Origin of the sequence: Naasia lichenicola (assembly GCF_004801885.1) — a bacterium.
GTDB classification, from domain to species: domain Bacteria; phylum Actinomycetota; class Actinomycetes; order Actinomycetales; family Microbacteriaceae; genus Naasia; species Naasia lichenicola.
Genome location: NZ_SSSM01000004.1, coordinates 1 through 13296, shown reverse-complemented (window position 1 = coordinate 13296; position 13296 = coordinate 1). Strand labels below are relative to the sequence as shown.

14 protein-coding genes and 1 pseudogene are annotated in these 13296 nt (G+C 68.6%); 7 read left to right on the top strand and 8 right to left on the bottom strand.

Features of this window, described 5'->3' with window-relative positions; all coding sequences use genetic code 11:
• Positions 1 to 7: 7 nt before the first annotated feature.
• Both E6C64_RS08360 and E6C64_RS08355 read left to right on the top strand, forming a co-directional pair.
• Positions 8 to 811: an alpha/beta fold hydrolase gene (locus tag E6C64_RS08360; protein ID WP_136427000.1), complete on the top strand. Its 804-nt coding sequence runs from the start codon at positions 8 to 10 to the stop codon at positions 809 to 811.
• A 22-nt stretch (positions 812 to 833) separates the two neighbouring features.
• The gene (locus tag E6C64_RS08355) at positions 834 to 2408 is read left to right on the top strand and encodes an ABC transporter substrate-binding protein (RefSeq protein WP_136426999.1); all 1575 of its coding nucleotides are present in this window, start codon (positions 834 to 836) and stop codon (positions 2406 to 2408) included.
• A gap of 194 nt (positions 2409 to 2602) precedes the next feature.
• Here E6C64_RS08355 and E6C64_RS08350 read toward each other — a convergent pair whose 3' ends face one another.
• Together E6C64_RS08350 and E6C64_RS08345 are read right to left on the bottom strand one after the other, a co-directional pair.
• On the bottom strand, positions 2603 to 3970 hold the full coding sequence (locus E6C64_RS08350) for a ferredoxin reductase family protein (protein WP_136426998.1): 1368 nt from the start codon (positions 3968 to 3970) through the stop codon (positions 2603 to 2605).
• Positions 3967 to 4356: a hypothetical protein gene (locus E6C64_RS08345; protein ID WP_136426997.1), complete on the bottom strand. Its 390-nt coding sequence runs from the start codon at positions 4354 to 4356 to the stop codon at positions 3967 to 3969. The genes E6C64_RS08350 and E6C64_RS08345 overlap by 4 nt, the downstream gene beginning before the upstream one ends.
• A gap of 214 nt (positions 4357 to 4570) precedes the next feature.
• Here E6C64_RS08345 and E6C64_RS08340 point away from each other — a divergent pair, with 214 nt between their 5' ends.
• Both E6C64_RS08340 and E6C64_RS08335 read left to right on the top strand, forming a co-directional pair.
• On the top strand, positions 4571 to 5374 hold the full coding sequence (locus E6C64_RS08340; RefSeq protein WP_136426996.1) for a COG4705 family protein: 804 nt from the start codon (positions 4571 to 4573) through the stop codon (positions 5372 to 5374).
• Positions 5374 to 6009, top strand: coding sequence for a DedA family protein (locus tag E6C64_RS08335; protein WP_136426995.1), 636 nt, complete (start codon positions 5374 to 5376; stop codon positions 6007 to 6009). Before E6C64_RS08340 ends, E6C64_RS08335 begins: the two co-directional genes overlap by 1 nt.
• 96 nt (positions 6010 to 6105) lie before the next feature.
• Here the strand turns inward: E6C64_RS08335 and E6C64_RS08330 are convergent, their stop codons facing one another.
• Both E6C64_RS08330 and E6C64_RS08325 read right to left on the bottom strand, forming a co-directional pair.
• Positions 6106 to 7593: an MFS transporter gene (locus E6C64_RS08330; RefSeq protein ID WP_136426994.1), complete on the bottom strand. Its 1488-nt coding sequence runs from the start codon at positions 7591 to 7593 to the stop codon at positions 6106 to 6108.
• A 293-nt stretch (positions 7594 to 7886) separates the two neighbouring features.
• Positions 7887 to 8240, bottom strand: a complete 354-nt coding sequence (locus tag E6C64_RS08325; RefSeq protein ID WP_136426993.1) for a VOC family protein — start codon at positions 8238 to 8240, stop codon at positions 7887 to 7889.
• Between the two features lie 87 nt (positions 8241 to 8327).
• On the opposite strand from E6C64_RS08325, the gene E6C64_RS08320 reads away from it, so the two are divergent.
• Together E6C64_RS08320 and E6C64_RS08315 are read left to right on the top strand one after the other, a co-directional pair.
• Positions 8328 to 8759 carry a DUF1579 family protein gene (locus E6C64_RS08320; RefSeq protein WP_136426992.1) on the top strand — a complete coding sequence of 144 codons (432 nt, stop codon included), beginning with the start codon at positions 8328 to 8330 and terminating at the stop codon, positions 8757 to 8759.
• 114 nt (positions 8760 to 8873) lie between these two features.
• Entirely contained in the window at positions 8874 to 9206 is a 333-nt protein-coding gene (locus E6C64_RS08315) for a DUF3140 domain-containing protein (RefSeq protein ID WP_136426991.1), read from the top strand.
• Positions 9207 to 9232: 26 nt separating this feature from the next.
• Here E6C64_RS08315 and E6C64_RS08310 read toward each other — a convergent pair whose 3' ends face one another.
• Positions 9233 to 10126, bottom strand: coding sequence for a sigma-70 family RNA polymerase sigma factor (locus E6C64_RS08310; RefSeq protein ID WP_136426990.1), 894 nt, complete (start codon positions 10124 to 10126; stop codon positions 9233 to 9235).
• 100 nt (positions 10127 to 10226) lie between these two features.
• Here E6C64_RS08310 and E6C64_RS19415 point away from each other — a divergent pair.
• Positions 10227 to 10658: pseudogene (locus E6C64_RS19415) on the top strand (SDR family oxidoreductase); the annotation flags it as partial.
• A gap of 415 nt (positions 10659 to 11073) precedes the next feature.
• Here the strand turns inward: E6C64_RS19415 and E6C64_RS19410 are convergent.
• The 3 genes from E6C64_RS19410 to E6C64_RS08295 form a co-directional block, all read right to left on the bottom strand.
• Positions 11074 to 11769, bottom strand: a complete 696-nt coding sequence (locus tag E6C64_RS19410) for a signal peptidase I (RefSeq protein WP_158437775.1) — start codon at positions 11767 to 11769, stop codon at positions 11074 to 11076.
• Entirely contained in the window at positions 11766 to 12524 is a 759-nt protein-coding gene (locus E6C64_RS19005) for a hypothetical protein (protein WP_158437774.1), read from the bottom strand. Before E6C64_RS19005 ends, E6C64_RS19410 begins: the two co-directional genes overlap by 4 nt.
• Positions 12521 to 13296 (bottom strand): RICIN domain-containing protein (locus tag E6C64_RS08295; RefSeq protein WP_199240999.1); only part of this gene is annotated, 776 nt, incomplete at its 5' end. The genes E6C64_RS08295 and E6C64_RS19005, both read right to left, overlap by 4 nt.

The following is a 13296-nucleotide window of genomic DNA, read 5'->3' as shown; positions in this document are numbered from 1 at the left end:
CACCGCAATGCCCACCGCCCACGTCAACGGCATCACCCTCAACTACCTGCTCGAAGGCCCGGAAGACGCAGAGACCATCGTGCTCATCAACGGCCTCGCCGATGCGCTCGAGTCGTGGGACTTCCAGGTGCCCGCCTTCCTCGAGGCCGGATATCGCGTGCTGCGGTTCGACAATCGCGGCATCGGCGCCAGCGACAAGCCGGTCGGGCCGTACACATCCCGCATGCTGGCCGACGACGCCAAGGCGCTCGTCGACGAGCTCGGCATCACCGGCTTCCATCTCATGGGCGTCTCGATGGGCGGAATGATCGCCGAGGAGTACGCGATCAACTACGGCACGGATCTCGTCTCGGCGACCTTCGCCTGCACCTACGGCACGCCCGACGCGTTCTGCCTGCAGATGTTCGGCTTCTGGGCCGACCTCGCAACGGTCGTCGATGTGCCGTTCGTGATGCGGGATGTGTCGCTCTGGGCGTTCACCGGCCCGTTCTTCGAGGAGCGTCCCGAGGATGCAGCCGAGTTCGCCGAGGGCATGGCCGCGCTCGACATGACGCTCGAGGCCTATCTGTCCCAGCTGCACGTCATCCAGACCCACGACGCGATGGATCGTCTCTCCGCGATCACGGTCCCCACCTTCGTGCTCGCGGGTGAGGAGGACATCCTCATTCCCGTCCGACTCTCGCGTCGTCTGCACGAAGCCCTGCCGGGATCCGCGTGGGGGACCGTTCCCGGCGGCCACGCCTGCCTGTGGGAGAGCCCCGACCCCTTCAACGCCGCGTTCCTCGATTTCGTCCGCACCTCCTCGCGCTAGACCCCACCAAGAAAGCACTCACATGCACACACAGCACCGATCACGCCGGCTGGCCCGGCTCGGAATACCGCTCGGCGCCGCGGCTCTCGCCGCCGCGCTCCTCCTGTCCGGCTGCAGCTCGTCGGGCACCTCCAGCACCGGTTCAGGAAGCGGCGCCATCGTGGACGGCGGCGACCTGCGCGCCGCACTGAGCGGCGAGCCGGACGTGCTCGATCCGGCCACCTCCTCCATCTACACCGGCGCGCAGGTGTACGAGGGCATCTTCTCCAAGCTCATCGACCTCGACGAGTCGGGCGAGTTCGTGCCCGACCTGGCGACGAAGTGGGAGCAGACCGATCCGACCACGTGGACGTTCACGCTCGTCGACAACGCGACCTTCCACAACGGCGAGAAGTTCACCTCCGCCGATGTGGTCTACACGTTCGACCGCATCCTCAACCCCGATACGGCCAGCGCGTACGCCGGCCTGTACGAGCAGATCGACTCGGTCGAGGCCGTCGACGACACCACCGTCGTGTTCCACCTCAAGGCGCCCTTCGGTCCGTTCCTCACCAACCTCGCCACGAACGGCGAGATCGTGAACCAGAAGGCGATCGAGAGCACTGACCCCGCCCGCGAGCCGGTCGGCACGGGACCGTTCATCTTCGTCGAATGGGTGCAGGGCGACCACATCACCGTCAAGAAGAACCCGGACTACTTCAAGGCCGACAAGCCGCACCTCGACACCATCACGTTCAGCTTCCTCGCCAACGACCAGAGCCGCATCGACGCCCTGTCCGCCGGCGAGATCGACTGGTCGGATGCCGTGCCGCTGCAGCAGGTCAGCACACTGAGCAAGGACTCGCGGTTCACCTACGTCACGAGCGCGACAGCCGGAATCCCCGACTTCCTCGCACTCAACACGACGGTCGCGCCGTTCGACGACCCGCTGGTCCGCCAGGCAGTCGCTCTCGCGATCAGCCGGGACGACATCAAGGACGTCGCCTACCTCGGCACGGGTGAGGACGGGCTCGAAGAGGTCCCGACCGGATCCAGCTGGTACGACGACAGCAACATCTTCGGCGCCGAGACGGACGTCGACAAGGCGAAGGACCTGCTCGCCCAGGCCGGATACCCGGACGGACTGAGCGTCGAGTACCTGGGCCTCTCGGACTATCCGGAGCTGCTGAAGACCGGACAGGTCATCCGCGACGAGCTGAAGGCGATCGGCATCGACATGACGATCAACGCGGTCGACGTCTCCGCCTGGTACGACGACTACAGCTCGCTCAACTATCAGATGACGAGCGCCTATCAGGAGCGGACCATCGATCCGGACAACTTCTACTCTCTGGTCATCAAGTCCGGTGGCCCGATCAACACGACCGGGTACTCCAACCCCGACGTGGATGCGCTCATCGACCAGGCGGCCGCCAGCGATGACGTGGATGCGCGGATGGATCTGTACACCCAGATCCGCGGCATCGTCTCAGAGGATGCACCTCTGGTGTTCACACACTACGAGACCATCAACTACCTCATGAACAAGAACGTGACGGGATCGGTCATCACTCCCACCCTGAGCCTGCACATGGAGGACATCGGCTTCACGAGCTAGTTGCCCGATCGACAAGGGCCGCCGCATCCCGCTCGATGCGGCGGCCTGCTCGTCCGAGTCGGCCAAGTGCGCACGGCAGTGCGCCGACCAGCTGAACGGCTGGAATGGAGACGTGCTCGCCCCATCGACGTCGCGACCGTGTGACCGGATTCATGTCCCGGGGTGCACGAGCCCAGGAGTCTTCGATGTCCGCGCTAGAACGCGAACTCCTCCTGATGCACCCGACTGGCGCTCACCCCGGCCTCTCGAAGCCCAGCACGAGCGGCTTCCGAGAATCGTGGCGAGGCGCACATGTAGACGTCCCGATCGGCCAGGTCCGGCACCCATCCCGCGAGGTTGCGGCCCGACATGGCGTTCGCCGGATCGGCCGACGGACCGAGCACGTAGATGAGGTGCGCTCCCCGATGGATCGCGATCTCCTCGAGCTCGTCTCGGAAGATGATCTCGGCCTCATTCGAAGCGCGATAGAGCAGCGTCAGCTGGTCGCCGTCGATATCGAGGCTCTCGAACAGGGCCCTCATCGGGGTGATGCCCACCCCGCCGGCGATGAGGAGCACTCCCGAGCCGGTGCGGCGATGCTCGGTCATCGCGCCGTAGGGGCCTTCGGCGAAGACCCGGGTGCCTACCTTCATGGTCTGAATGGCGCGGGTGCTCTCGCCGACCGCTTTCACGGTCAGGCGGAGGTGATGCTCGCTGGGCGGCGCTGACAGGGAGAACGGGTTGGCCGCCCGCCAGCCCGTCCGGGTCAGGAAGCGCCATCGGAAGAACTGTCCGGATTCCGCTTGGAGCTCCGGCAGATGGCGACCCCGGATGACGATGCTGGTGACCCCGTCCGCCTCGGTGACGACCCGTTCCACTCGCATGCGGTGGCGCAGGAACTGCAGCAGCGGCTCCAGCACCCGGTAGCGGAGGAGGAGGCCGAAGCTGATGGTGTAGAGCAGGCTCCAGAACACCTGGAAGACGGGGATGCCCGCGAGGTCCGGGCCGGCGAGCTCGTGGGGGAAGGACAGCCCGATCGCCACGTAGGTCGCGAGGTGGATCAGATGCCAGTTCTCGTAGCCGAGCTTGCGGCGAGCGGCGCGCATCGAGGCGTAGCCGATTCCCAGCAGCATCACTGATGCCACCGTCGCGGCGCCGATCCACGGCAAGCCGATCACCTCGACCATCGCGCTCAGGGCGTCCAGGCCCCGCAGCTGCATCCAGCCGATCGTGGCAGCGATCCCGTGGATGAGGATGAGCGCGATCACCAGGCGACCGCCCCAACCGTGCCACCGTGCCATGCGGTCCGCGCCGACGCCGCGCTCGAGCGCCGGAACCCGTGACATGAGAGCGACCATGACGACGACGCCGTAGCCGGCGAGCAGGCCCGCGAGGTGGGCGATGAGCGGAATGTCGAGCCTCATCGGCGTCGGAGCGCCGATGAAGCCCAGCGCCGCGGCGGTGGCGGCCCCCGTGCCGATCAGCGTCAGCAGGGCGCCGGGCGACATCCGCCGTCCGGGCCGTGCCGACGCGGCGGCGGATCGTCCGTCGCGCACTGCGCTGCGACCGTCGAAGGCGCTCACCGTCCGCCACCGCCGTGATGGCGGTCGCCTCGATCGTCGGCGAGCTGCATCCGTCCGTCGTCGTCATCGCGTCCGGGTGCCTGAGTCGTTGCCGACCCATCCGTCGTCGCCTGATCGGCGGCCTCGGGAATCGCTGCGTCGGCGGCCGCGCCGCCCGCTGCGCCCGCGACGGGGGCTGACGCGTCGACAGCGGTGGAGGCGACGGGAGAGACGAGCGGCCCCGTCATCCCGAGATACAGCCCGAAGGCCAGGGCGCTGCCGGCGACGGCGACGGAGATCCCGCTGCGCAGGGTTCGCCACCATCCGGACGCCGCCGCCTGCGGCTCGTAGCCCGTCGCCTCGCGATGGCGCGCCGCGGTGGTGCGCTCCCTCTGGTCCGTCTGCATGCAGCTCGTCTCCTCGTCACTCCGTCCGCCGGCTCGCCTTCGAGGTCACAGACCTTCCGGGCAAGACTCGCGGCCGAAGCCGACAGGATCCGTTCAAGAGGCTAGGAGCCAGACAAGAAGCCGGTCTCTTTGCATGACGCGCCCCTCCAGCCCTGCCAGGTTCGAAGCGCGCCCTGCGGCCGTTCGTCAGCCGGGGGCGGGCACACTGGGACCGATGCCTGCGTCCACCTCATCCGGCGAGTCCACGCTCCGGTCGGACCTCCTCAGCAAGGTCACTCAGATCACGGCGCTGTTCTGGGTGATCAAGGTGCTCACCACGGGCATGGGCGAGGCGGCATCCGACTACCTCGTCGTCAGCTTCGAGCCGGTTCTCGTGGTCCTCATCACCGCGGCCCTCTTCGCGGCAGCCCTGGTCCTGCAGCTGCGCGCCCCTCGATATGTGGCGTGGAAGTACTGGCTGGTGGTGGCGATGGTGGGAATCTTCGGGACGATGATCGCCGATGTCGCGCATGTCGTCGCAGGAGTCCCGTATTTCGCATCCACCGCGTTCTTCGCCGTCCTGGTCGGGGCGATCCTCACCGCCTGGAAGCGGGTGGAGGGCACCATCTCGATCCACTCGATCACCTCCCGCCGCCGTGAGCTGTTCTACTGGGCGACGGTCATCGCCGCCTTCGCGCTGGGCACGGCGCTCGGCGACTGGACGGCGCACAGCCTCCAGCTCGGGTACCTGGGATCGGGCGTGCTGTTCGCCGTCGTCATCGCCCTGCCCGGCGTCGCGCACCGGCTGCGACTGCTCGGCGCCGTCGCAGCGTTCTGGGCGTCGTACATCGTCACCCGCCCACTCGGTGCCTCGTTCGCGGACTGGATCGGCGTCGATCACGGCCGCGGCGGCCTCGGCGTCGGCTCGGGAGCCGTCGCCCTCATCGCTGCGGCGATCACCGTCGTCCTCGTCGCCGTCGTCAGCGCGCGGCGCGAAACGACCCAGATGACCACCACAGACCTTCCAGGAGCAGCCTGATGATCCGAGGCATTCTCGATCCGCAGAGCATCATCGAATCCAGTGGCCCGTGGGGACTGCTCGTGGTCTGCGCCATCATCTTCGTCGAGACGGGTCTGCTGATCGGTTTCGTGCTGCCCGGGGACACCCTGCTCTTCTTCACCGGGGTGCTCACCTTCTCCGGCGTGCTGGATGTGCCGCTGCCCGTGGTGATCGGCGCGGTCATCGTCTCGGCCGTCCTCGGCGATCAGCTCGGGTACCTCATCGGCCATCGAGCCGGCCCGGCAGTCTTCGAGCGGAAGCAGGCCGGGCTCATCAGCAAGGCGAGCCTCGAGCGGACCAACGCCTTCTTCGCGAAGTACGGCGCGCGCACCGTGACCATCGCCCGGTTCGTCCCCGTGGTGCGCACGATCGCGCCCGTGGCAGCAGGCGCCGCCCGGATGCACTACCGCCGCTTCCTCATCTACAACATCGTCGGCGGAGCCGCCTGGACGCTGCTGATCATCGTGGCCGGATACTTCCTCGGCCAGATACCGGGAGTTGCGGACTTCGTGTCGAGCTACATCGACATCATCCTCATCGGCATCGTCGTGCTGTCCGTCGGCTCGCTGGCCATCAACCTGTTGCGGCAGAGGCGCAAGCGCTCCACCAGCTGACCGGCTGCCGCGAGGCGCAGGAAAGCCCGGAAGTCCTCCACGACTTCCGGGCTTTCCCGCGTCCGACCACTGGGCCGGTGTGTGATCAGTGCTGGGTCAGTGCGCGGCCGCCAGGGTGTCGTCCTCGATGCCGAGCAGGCGCGCCTGCTCGCGCCTCTTGCTGAGCGACGGGCCCACGATCGCGCCCAGGATGGCCAGTACGCCGACGCCCGCGCAGACCCAGAAGCCGATGGTGAACGCGTCATCCAGCGGCAGGCCCTGCGGGGTGCTGTGCGAGGTGATCAGGGCGGCGATCACGGCGGTGCCGACGCTGCTGCCGATGCTCCGCGCGATGGTGTTGGCGCTGATCGCCTCGCCGGTCTGCGTGGCCGGCACGCTCTCGATGATCGCATTCGACGTCGAGGCCAGGGCGAGGCCGATGCCCGCGCCGGTGAGGATGCCGGACAGCACGACCTGCCAGATCTCCCCGTGTCCGATCGCCGGGATGATGAACGCGGCGGTGACGGCGATTCCGCCGATCAGCATGGGCGGCTTGGGGCCGACCCGGCGGACGACGATGCCCGTCACCGGTCCGAGGACGATCATGGCGAGCACGGTCGGCAGCAGGAAGAGGCCGGCCTTCGAGACATCGAAGCCGAAGCCGTAGCCGAGCTGGGTGGGCAGCTGCAGCAGCGTCGGGACGAGCACGAACGTGCCGAACATCGCGAATCCGAACACCAGCGCCACGACATGAGCGGTCCAGACGCCGCGGATGCGGAACAGGCGCATGTCGATCAGCGGCTCCTTGACCCGCAGCTCCACCATGACGAAGACGGCGAGGCCGACGGCGGCGAGCGCGAGCAGTCCGATGGTCGCGAAGGATCCCCAGCCCCAGGTCTCGCCCTCGCTGACCGCGAGCAGGAGTGCAACGAGGGAGATGCTGAGGATGCCGGTGCCGAGGAAGTCGAGGTGGCCGGGCTTGCGGACCGGGGACTCCGGCATCCCGAAGATCACGCCGATCAGGGCGATGACGATGAGGACCAGCGGAAGCCAGAACAGCCAGTGCCAGCTGAGGCTCTCGACGATCGGACCGGCCGCGACGATGCCGACGCCGGCGCCGATGCCGAAGATGGCCGAGAGGAGGCCGATGGTCACGCTGACCCGCTCGCGCGGCAGCTCGTCGCGGACGATGCCGATGGACAGTGGCATCACCGCGCCGGCGGCGCCCTGCAGGGCTCGGGCGATGATCAGCACGCCGAGATTGGGTGCAAGGGCGGCGAGCACCGTGCCGACGAGCAGCAGGGACAGCACGACGATCAGGATCCGCCGCTTGCCGACCATGTCGCCGAGTCGGCCGAGGATCGGGGTCAGCACCGAGGCGGACAGCAGGTATGCGGTGAGGATCCAGCTGGCGTCGGTGGTCGAGGCGTCGAGGTCGTTCCCGATGGTCGCCAGCGCCGGAGCGACAAGGGACTGGAGCACGGCGAAGGACAGGCCTCCGAGCGCCAGATAGATGATGATCAGCGTGCTGTTGGCACGTGGCCGTCCGTTGGAGTGCCCGACGGGCTCCGTGTGGAGCGCCTTCTCGGCGATTGCTTCGGTCATCGCAGTCCTTCTGTCATGCGAGCGCGGCTCGCGTCCTGATGCGAGGATCGGCGGCCGATGGCGATCCATTCCTTCGCCGCGGCGCGCACGGGTGCGCACGGGGCGGAGGTCCTCTCCAGCCGCGCGTTGATGCGGTCGACTGAAGATCCGCGATGGACGTCCCGTTCCAACGGACTAGTCGATCGCTCGGCTATTCTTGCATCCACCGCAAAGTTACACAAATGCAAACATCGGCGGGTCGCTGAAGTGTCTGCAGCGCGAGGCGCGAAGCCGCCAACCGTGTTTCGACCGGCTCAGTCGAAGACGGTGACGAAGCCGATCTGCGTCCCGTGCAGGTCGGTCAGGTCGAAGTACGCCACGACGCCCTCGACCTCGGTCAATGGGGTGACCGTCAAGCCGAGCGCGCTCATCCGCCCGTGCTCGCCGGCCACGTCCTCGATTGTGAAGTAGGGCGTGACCCGGCCCTCTTCCGGCAGGGCGGGGACCGCGATGAACTGCAGCCAGCTTCCGCCGCCCAGGTCCAGCTCGACCACTCCGGGGGCGGGCTCGATCGCGGGATCCTCGATCGCGAGCGCCCGGCGGTACCACTCGACCGCCTCTTTCAGATCCTGCACACCGATGCTCACGGTGACCCCTGTGACCTTCATCCCCGCACTTTAGCGGCAGAGAAGGAATCGCCCTTGGGCGGCCGCGACGTTCGCCTGGGCTTCAGGTTGCGGGCGCACGATCTGTCCATGACAGACGACGAGGTCTTCGAACACCACCGCGCACTGGCGCCGTTCCTCGGTGAATGGCATGCGGAGGGTACCTCCTACGCTCCCGACGGCACCGCCTCGCCCTGGAAGAGCATCCACTCCGCACGCTGGCACGTCGGCGAGTTCTTCGTGCTGCAGGATGAGCGCGCCAACGGCCCCTTCCACACCATGAGCTTTCTCGGCTGGGATCCCGACCGCGGCGGCTACTTCTCCTGGAGCGTCGAGAACCACGGGTTCGCCCACCAGTACTCCCTGGCGAAGGACGGGCTGACCTGGACCTTCACCGGCGAGAACGAGCGCGCCACCGTGACCTTCAGCGCCCATGGCCATCAGCAGACCCACCACTGGGAGCACCGGCCAGAGGGGGAGTGGGTCACCCTGTGCGAGAGGGTCGCCACCCGCGTCGAGTGAGCGGACCGATCTTCAGCGTCGGCGGTTGAAGCGCGAGGTGCTGAGGATCTGTCGTTACTGCAGAGTGCCCGCGAACCGCTTTCCGCCTGGTTCGAGCGATTGCAGAATGGTCGGATGACCGAGAGCGACGAGCAGAAGAGCATCCGCGCCGACTTCCACGAGGCGGTCAACATGACCGCGTCGGCACTCGAGAAGTGGCTCGACACGGACGAGTCCAAGGAGGTCGGCCAGAAGGACGGCGGCGAGTCCGTCGGTCACGCATCGGGCCGGCACATCATCAGCATCCTCGGCAAGAAGGTCGCGGATCTCACCGATGACGACTACGCGCACATGAAGAAGGTCAGCGGATACGTCTCGCGGCACTCGGCCCAGCGCCCGTCGGGTGACATCACCGAGACCCGGTGGCGCTACTCGCTGATGAACTGGGGCAACGACCCCAAGAAGTGAGCGGCGGCCCGTGGAGGAGTCGGCGTTCAACCCGGCCACTCGCGAAGCACATCCGCCAGGCGGTCCGGATCGGCCAGCACGTCGATGGTGCCGATCCGCCCGCCTGAGACCCCGAACGCCATGATCGAGAGCGGCCGGCCGTCGCGGGCGACCACGACGCCTGCTGCGCCGTTGACCAGAGCGGGCGTCGCGAATGGCGACAACGGGCCGAACATGAGTGCCTGCGACGCCACTGTGGAACCGCCTCGGATGGTCATCGTCATCGCAGTCCGGCTCGCGCCGCCGTCGGATCGGAGCACGACGTCGGGATGGAGGATCTGAAGCACAGCGCGGAAGTCTCCCGCACGGGCGGCGCGGAAGAACGCGTCGACCGCTTCCCGCTGGCGGCCGAGATCCGGATCGGCGGCGGGAGCTCCACCGTGCACGCGACGGCGAGCACGGCTCGCGAGCTGTCGGACGGCGGCGGGACTGCGCTCGAGCAGAACCGCGATCTCCTCGAACGGCACGGCGAACATGTCGTGCAGCACGAATGCGATGCGCTCGGACGGAGTCAGGGTCTCGAGCACGACGAGCATGGCGAGACCGACGCTGTCGGCGAGCACCGCCTCGCGCTCGGGATCCCCGCCCATTGGCGACTCCGGCCACGGCTGCACCGATGGGTCGGGCACGAACAGCTCGATCGAGGACTCCCGGCGGGCCGTGCGGGCGCGGAGCTGGTTGAGCGCGACGCGAGCGGTGACGGTCGTGAGCCACGCCCCCAGGTCTTCGACACCGCTGCGGTCGTCCCGGTTGAGTCGCAGCCAGGTGTCCTGGACCGCGTCGTCGGCATCCCCGGACGATCCGAGGATGCGATAGGCGATGGCGCGCAGCCGTGGTCGGTGCAGCTCGAATGCGGCGGTCAGGTCGCCGGTGTGGTCCATGTCGTCACATTCTCTCCGCGGGCGGGGTCATACCTCTAGGACCCCGTCCGTCGCGCGAATGTGACGAGTCGATCCCGAGCCGCTGAGGAGAGCACTGGCCATGACCCGATCCACCCCGCTTCTGATCACCGGCGGCACAGGCAACCTCGGCCGCCGGGTCGCAGGGCTCCTGATCGCCGACGGACATCCCGTGAGGATCACCGCCCGCACGCCGGCAGGGACGGGTCTGAGCGGCGCGGACTTCCTGCCCGCCGATCTGTCGTCCGGCGCGGGGCTGCCCGAAGCGATCGCCGGCGTGCGAACCGTCATCCATTGCGCGGGCAGCGGAAAGGGAGACGGGCTCAAGGCGCGGACGCTGGTGACGGCCGCCCTCCGAGCAGGCGTCGGGCACATCGTGTTCATCTCGGTCGTGGGCGCCGACCGGATCCCCGTGCGGTCCGCGATCGATCGCGGGATGTTCGGCTACTACGAGCAGAAGCGCGCGGCGGAGGTCGCTATCGCAGAGTCGGGCATCCCGCACAGCACCCTGCGAGCCACCCAGTTCCACGAGCTGACCCTGCTGGCGGTGGGCGCGATGGCGGCGCTGCCCATCGTCCCCGTGCCCGCCGGCTGGCGCTTCCAGCCGATTGACGCCGATGTGGTGGCGCGTCGCCTGGCGGAGCTGGCACTCGGCGCACCCGCAGGGCTCGTCACGGAGGTCGGCGGCCGGCGGGCCTACGGGATGGAGGAGCTGGTGCGCGGATATCTCGCCGCCCTGGTCGTCGACGTCCGCTGCTGCGGGTCGGCACTCCCGGAACCGCGTCGAAGGCGTTCAGCGCCGGAGCCAATCTCACCGATCATGCGACAGATCAGGGGCTCAGCTGGGAGGACTTCCTCGCCTCCGCTGCCGTGGGTCCGCGAGCACGGTGACGCGCTGACGGGCCGATGTCGTCCGCATCAGATGCGCTTCACGCCCGCAGGATCGCGATCGGTCGTGTGGTCGTCGTCGCCGCCGCAACGGGCGTGGGCGCGGGGGTCGCCGGAGCCCCTGGCGTCTCGGGGACAACCGCAGCCGGGTCCCGCCTGGCTTCGGCCTGGAGGCGGATGCGACGTCGGCGCGCGGTGAGCAGGCCGAGGGTGACCTGGACGAACGCGTAGCCGACCAGGCCGACTCCGATGAGCGGCGCGAGCCACTGCCGGCCGCCGCCCGAGATGGCGGTGGCCAGGTATCCGACGAACGGGACGCTGTACCACGTGGTGCCGCGCACCTGTCCCTCGGTCACCGGCTCGACGTCGGCAATGTCGTTGGCGTCGCCCTTGGTCATGAACGCGAAGCTGCCGTCCGAGACGGATCGCACCTCCACGACCCGGTGCGACACGACCTCGTCGCTCCCGGAACGGATCTGGTAGGTGAGGACGTCGCCGAGCCGGATGTCGGCGGCCTCGGTCGGCCGGACGATGAGCAGGGTGCCGGGTGGCAGCGTCGGCTGCATGGATCCGGTGAGCACGGTCAGCGGTGTCGACCCGGTCGCGAAGGGCACGACGACGGTCGCCAGTCCGAGCCCGACGACGAGGGCGAGCACTCCCCAGCTGATGCCCAGTCCGATCGCCGCCACGGAGCCGCGGAACGGCAGTCGGGATTCGCGGCGATGCCGGCCGCTCACCGTCGCGCCGCCGACTTCGGTCGGACTCGACGCGATCCGACCATCAGTGCGACACCGCCGACGATCCCCACCACCGCCGTGCCTGCGGCGAGCGCCTGCATCGGGCCGCTCGACGAGCCGGTGGCAGCGAGCCCCGCGGGGCCGACGAAGGGGAACGACTGGCGGGCAGCGGGTGTCGGACATGCGCTGATGGATGCCGCTCCCGCCTCGCGGAGCAGCACATGCAGTTGGACGGTCGCGATGCTGCCGTGGTGCTCGCCCGCGGCGTCGACGAGTTCCAGCGCGAGGCCGAGGGGAAGGCTCTCGCCGGGCTCCATCACGATGCCGGCCGTGACCGGGGCGCAATTCTCCGCCGCCGTGAGGGCGATCGCGGACGCGGTGGACCCTGAGACCACGGAGAGTCGGAGCTGGTCGAGGAAGCCGGCGGACGCACTCGACGCGTCGACCGCGTCGATCTCGAGGATCGCAGAGGAGGACGAGTCGTTGCGCACGTAGAGGGTGCGGTTCTGCGGGGTTCCCGGCACGAGCAGTGATCCATCGAAGAGGCCGGCGGGCAGGCTGCGCGACCAGGTGATGCCATCGGTGCTCACCATCACGGATCCCGGTGTCGAGGAGCTGGTCGTGACACCGGCGGCGGCCCCGGGAGCGGAGGTGATGAGCAGTCCGGTCAGCACCGCGGTGGACAGCACGGCGAGCAGGGCGCCGACGGACCGGCGCCGTCGTACTGTCGGGTCGGCCGCGGCCGCCCGGGTCACGGCGCGACCACCAGGGTGAAGCGCTGCGACGTGCTCGTCGCGCTGCAGGTGGACTGCTGGATCTTGGCGCCCTCGGCGATGGACTGCCCCACGACGTCGAGGCACAGCCCGACCTGCCGGCCGACGAACTGGAAGCTGCCGTCGCTCTGCCTGGTCGGGAGCCACTGCTGGTTCGCTCCGCCGGTGTAGCCCCAGAGCTGGACGAGGGCTCCCGCCGCGGTCGAGTTGTCGGTGACGTCCCAGCCGACGCCGCTCGCGGTGCGGATGAGCATCTTGTGATAGCCGTTCGTGGTGGCGATCAGCTGGAAGTTCTGGTTGGTCGCGGTCGCGCAGGCGGTCTGCTCGAGCTGGGTGCCGTTGGCCGTCGCCGGGCCGCGGAGGCACAGACCGCTGCCCACGTTCTTGATCTGGTACCACTGGGTCGTGTCGAAGCCGAGGGTGCTGACGCTGCGCGATGGCGACGGCGTCGTCAGCCCGCTGCCGTCCTTCGCGGCCGCGTCCTGGCCTCGGATGTAGTAGCTGTACGTCGTATTGAGTGCCAGCCCCGTGTCGGTGTAGGTGGTGCCCGTGGTCTGGGCGACGAGCACGCCGTCGCGGTACACGTTGTAGCCGGACATGGTGGCGCCGCCGGGCGGCGCCGTCCAGCTGATCGTCGTCGCGGTGCCGGTCGTGCCGCTGAACGTCGGAGCGCCGGGGCTCGTCGCCGCCGTCGGGTCGACGATCGAGACGGGGGAGCTCCAGGTGCCGGTGTAGCCGGAGTTGTCGGTGACCG

Coding starts and splice junctions, on each gene's coding strand:
- E6C64_RS08310 (WP_136426990.1), bottom strand. CDS start 10,126: ATGGACCACACCGGCGACCTGACCGCCGCATTCGAGCTGCACCGACCA.
- E6C64_RS08315 (WP_136426991.1), top strand. CDS start 8,874: ATGACCGAGAGCGACGAGCAGAAGAGCATCCGCGCCGACTTCCACGAG.
- E6C64_RS08360 (WP_136427000.1), top strand. CDS start 8: ATGCCCACCGCCCACGTCAACGGCATCACCCTCAACTACCTGCTCGAA.
- E6C64_RS08345 (WP_136426997.1), bottom strand. CDS start 4,356: ATGCAGACGGACCAGAGGGAGCGCACCACCGCGGCGCGCCATCGCGAG.
- E6C64_RS08330 (WP_136426994.1), bottom strand. CDS start 7,593: ATGACCGAAGCAATCGCCGAGAAGGCGCTCCACACGGAGCCCGTCGGG.
- E6C64_RS08335 (WP_136426995.1), top strand. CDS start 5,374: ATGATCCGAGGCATTCTCGATCCGCAGAGCATCATCGAATCCAGTGGC.
- E6C64_RS08355 (WP_136426999.1), top strand. CDS start 834: ATGCACACACAGCACCGATCACGCCGGCTGGCCCGGCTCGGAATACCG.
- E6C64_RS08340 (WP_136426996.1), top strand. CDS start 4,571: ATGCCTGCGTCCACCTCATCCGGCGAGTCCACGCTCCGGTCGGACCTC.
- E6C64_RS08325 (WP_136426993.1), bottom strand. CDS start 8,240: ATGAAGGTCACAGGGGTCACCGTGAGCATCGGTGTGCAGGATCTGAAA.
- E6C64_RS08320 (WP_136426992.1), top strand. CDS start 8,328: ATGACAGACGACGAGGTCTTCGAACACCACCGCGCACTGGCGCCGTTC.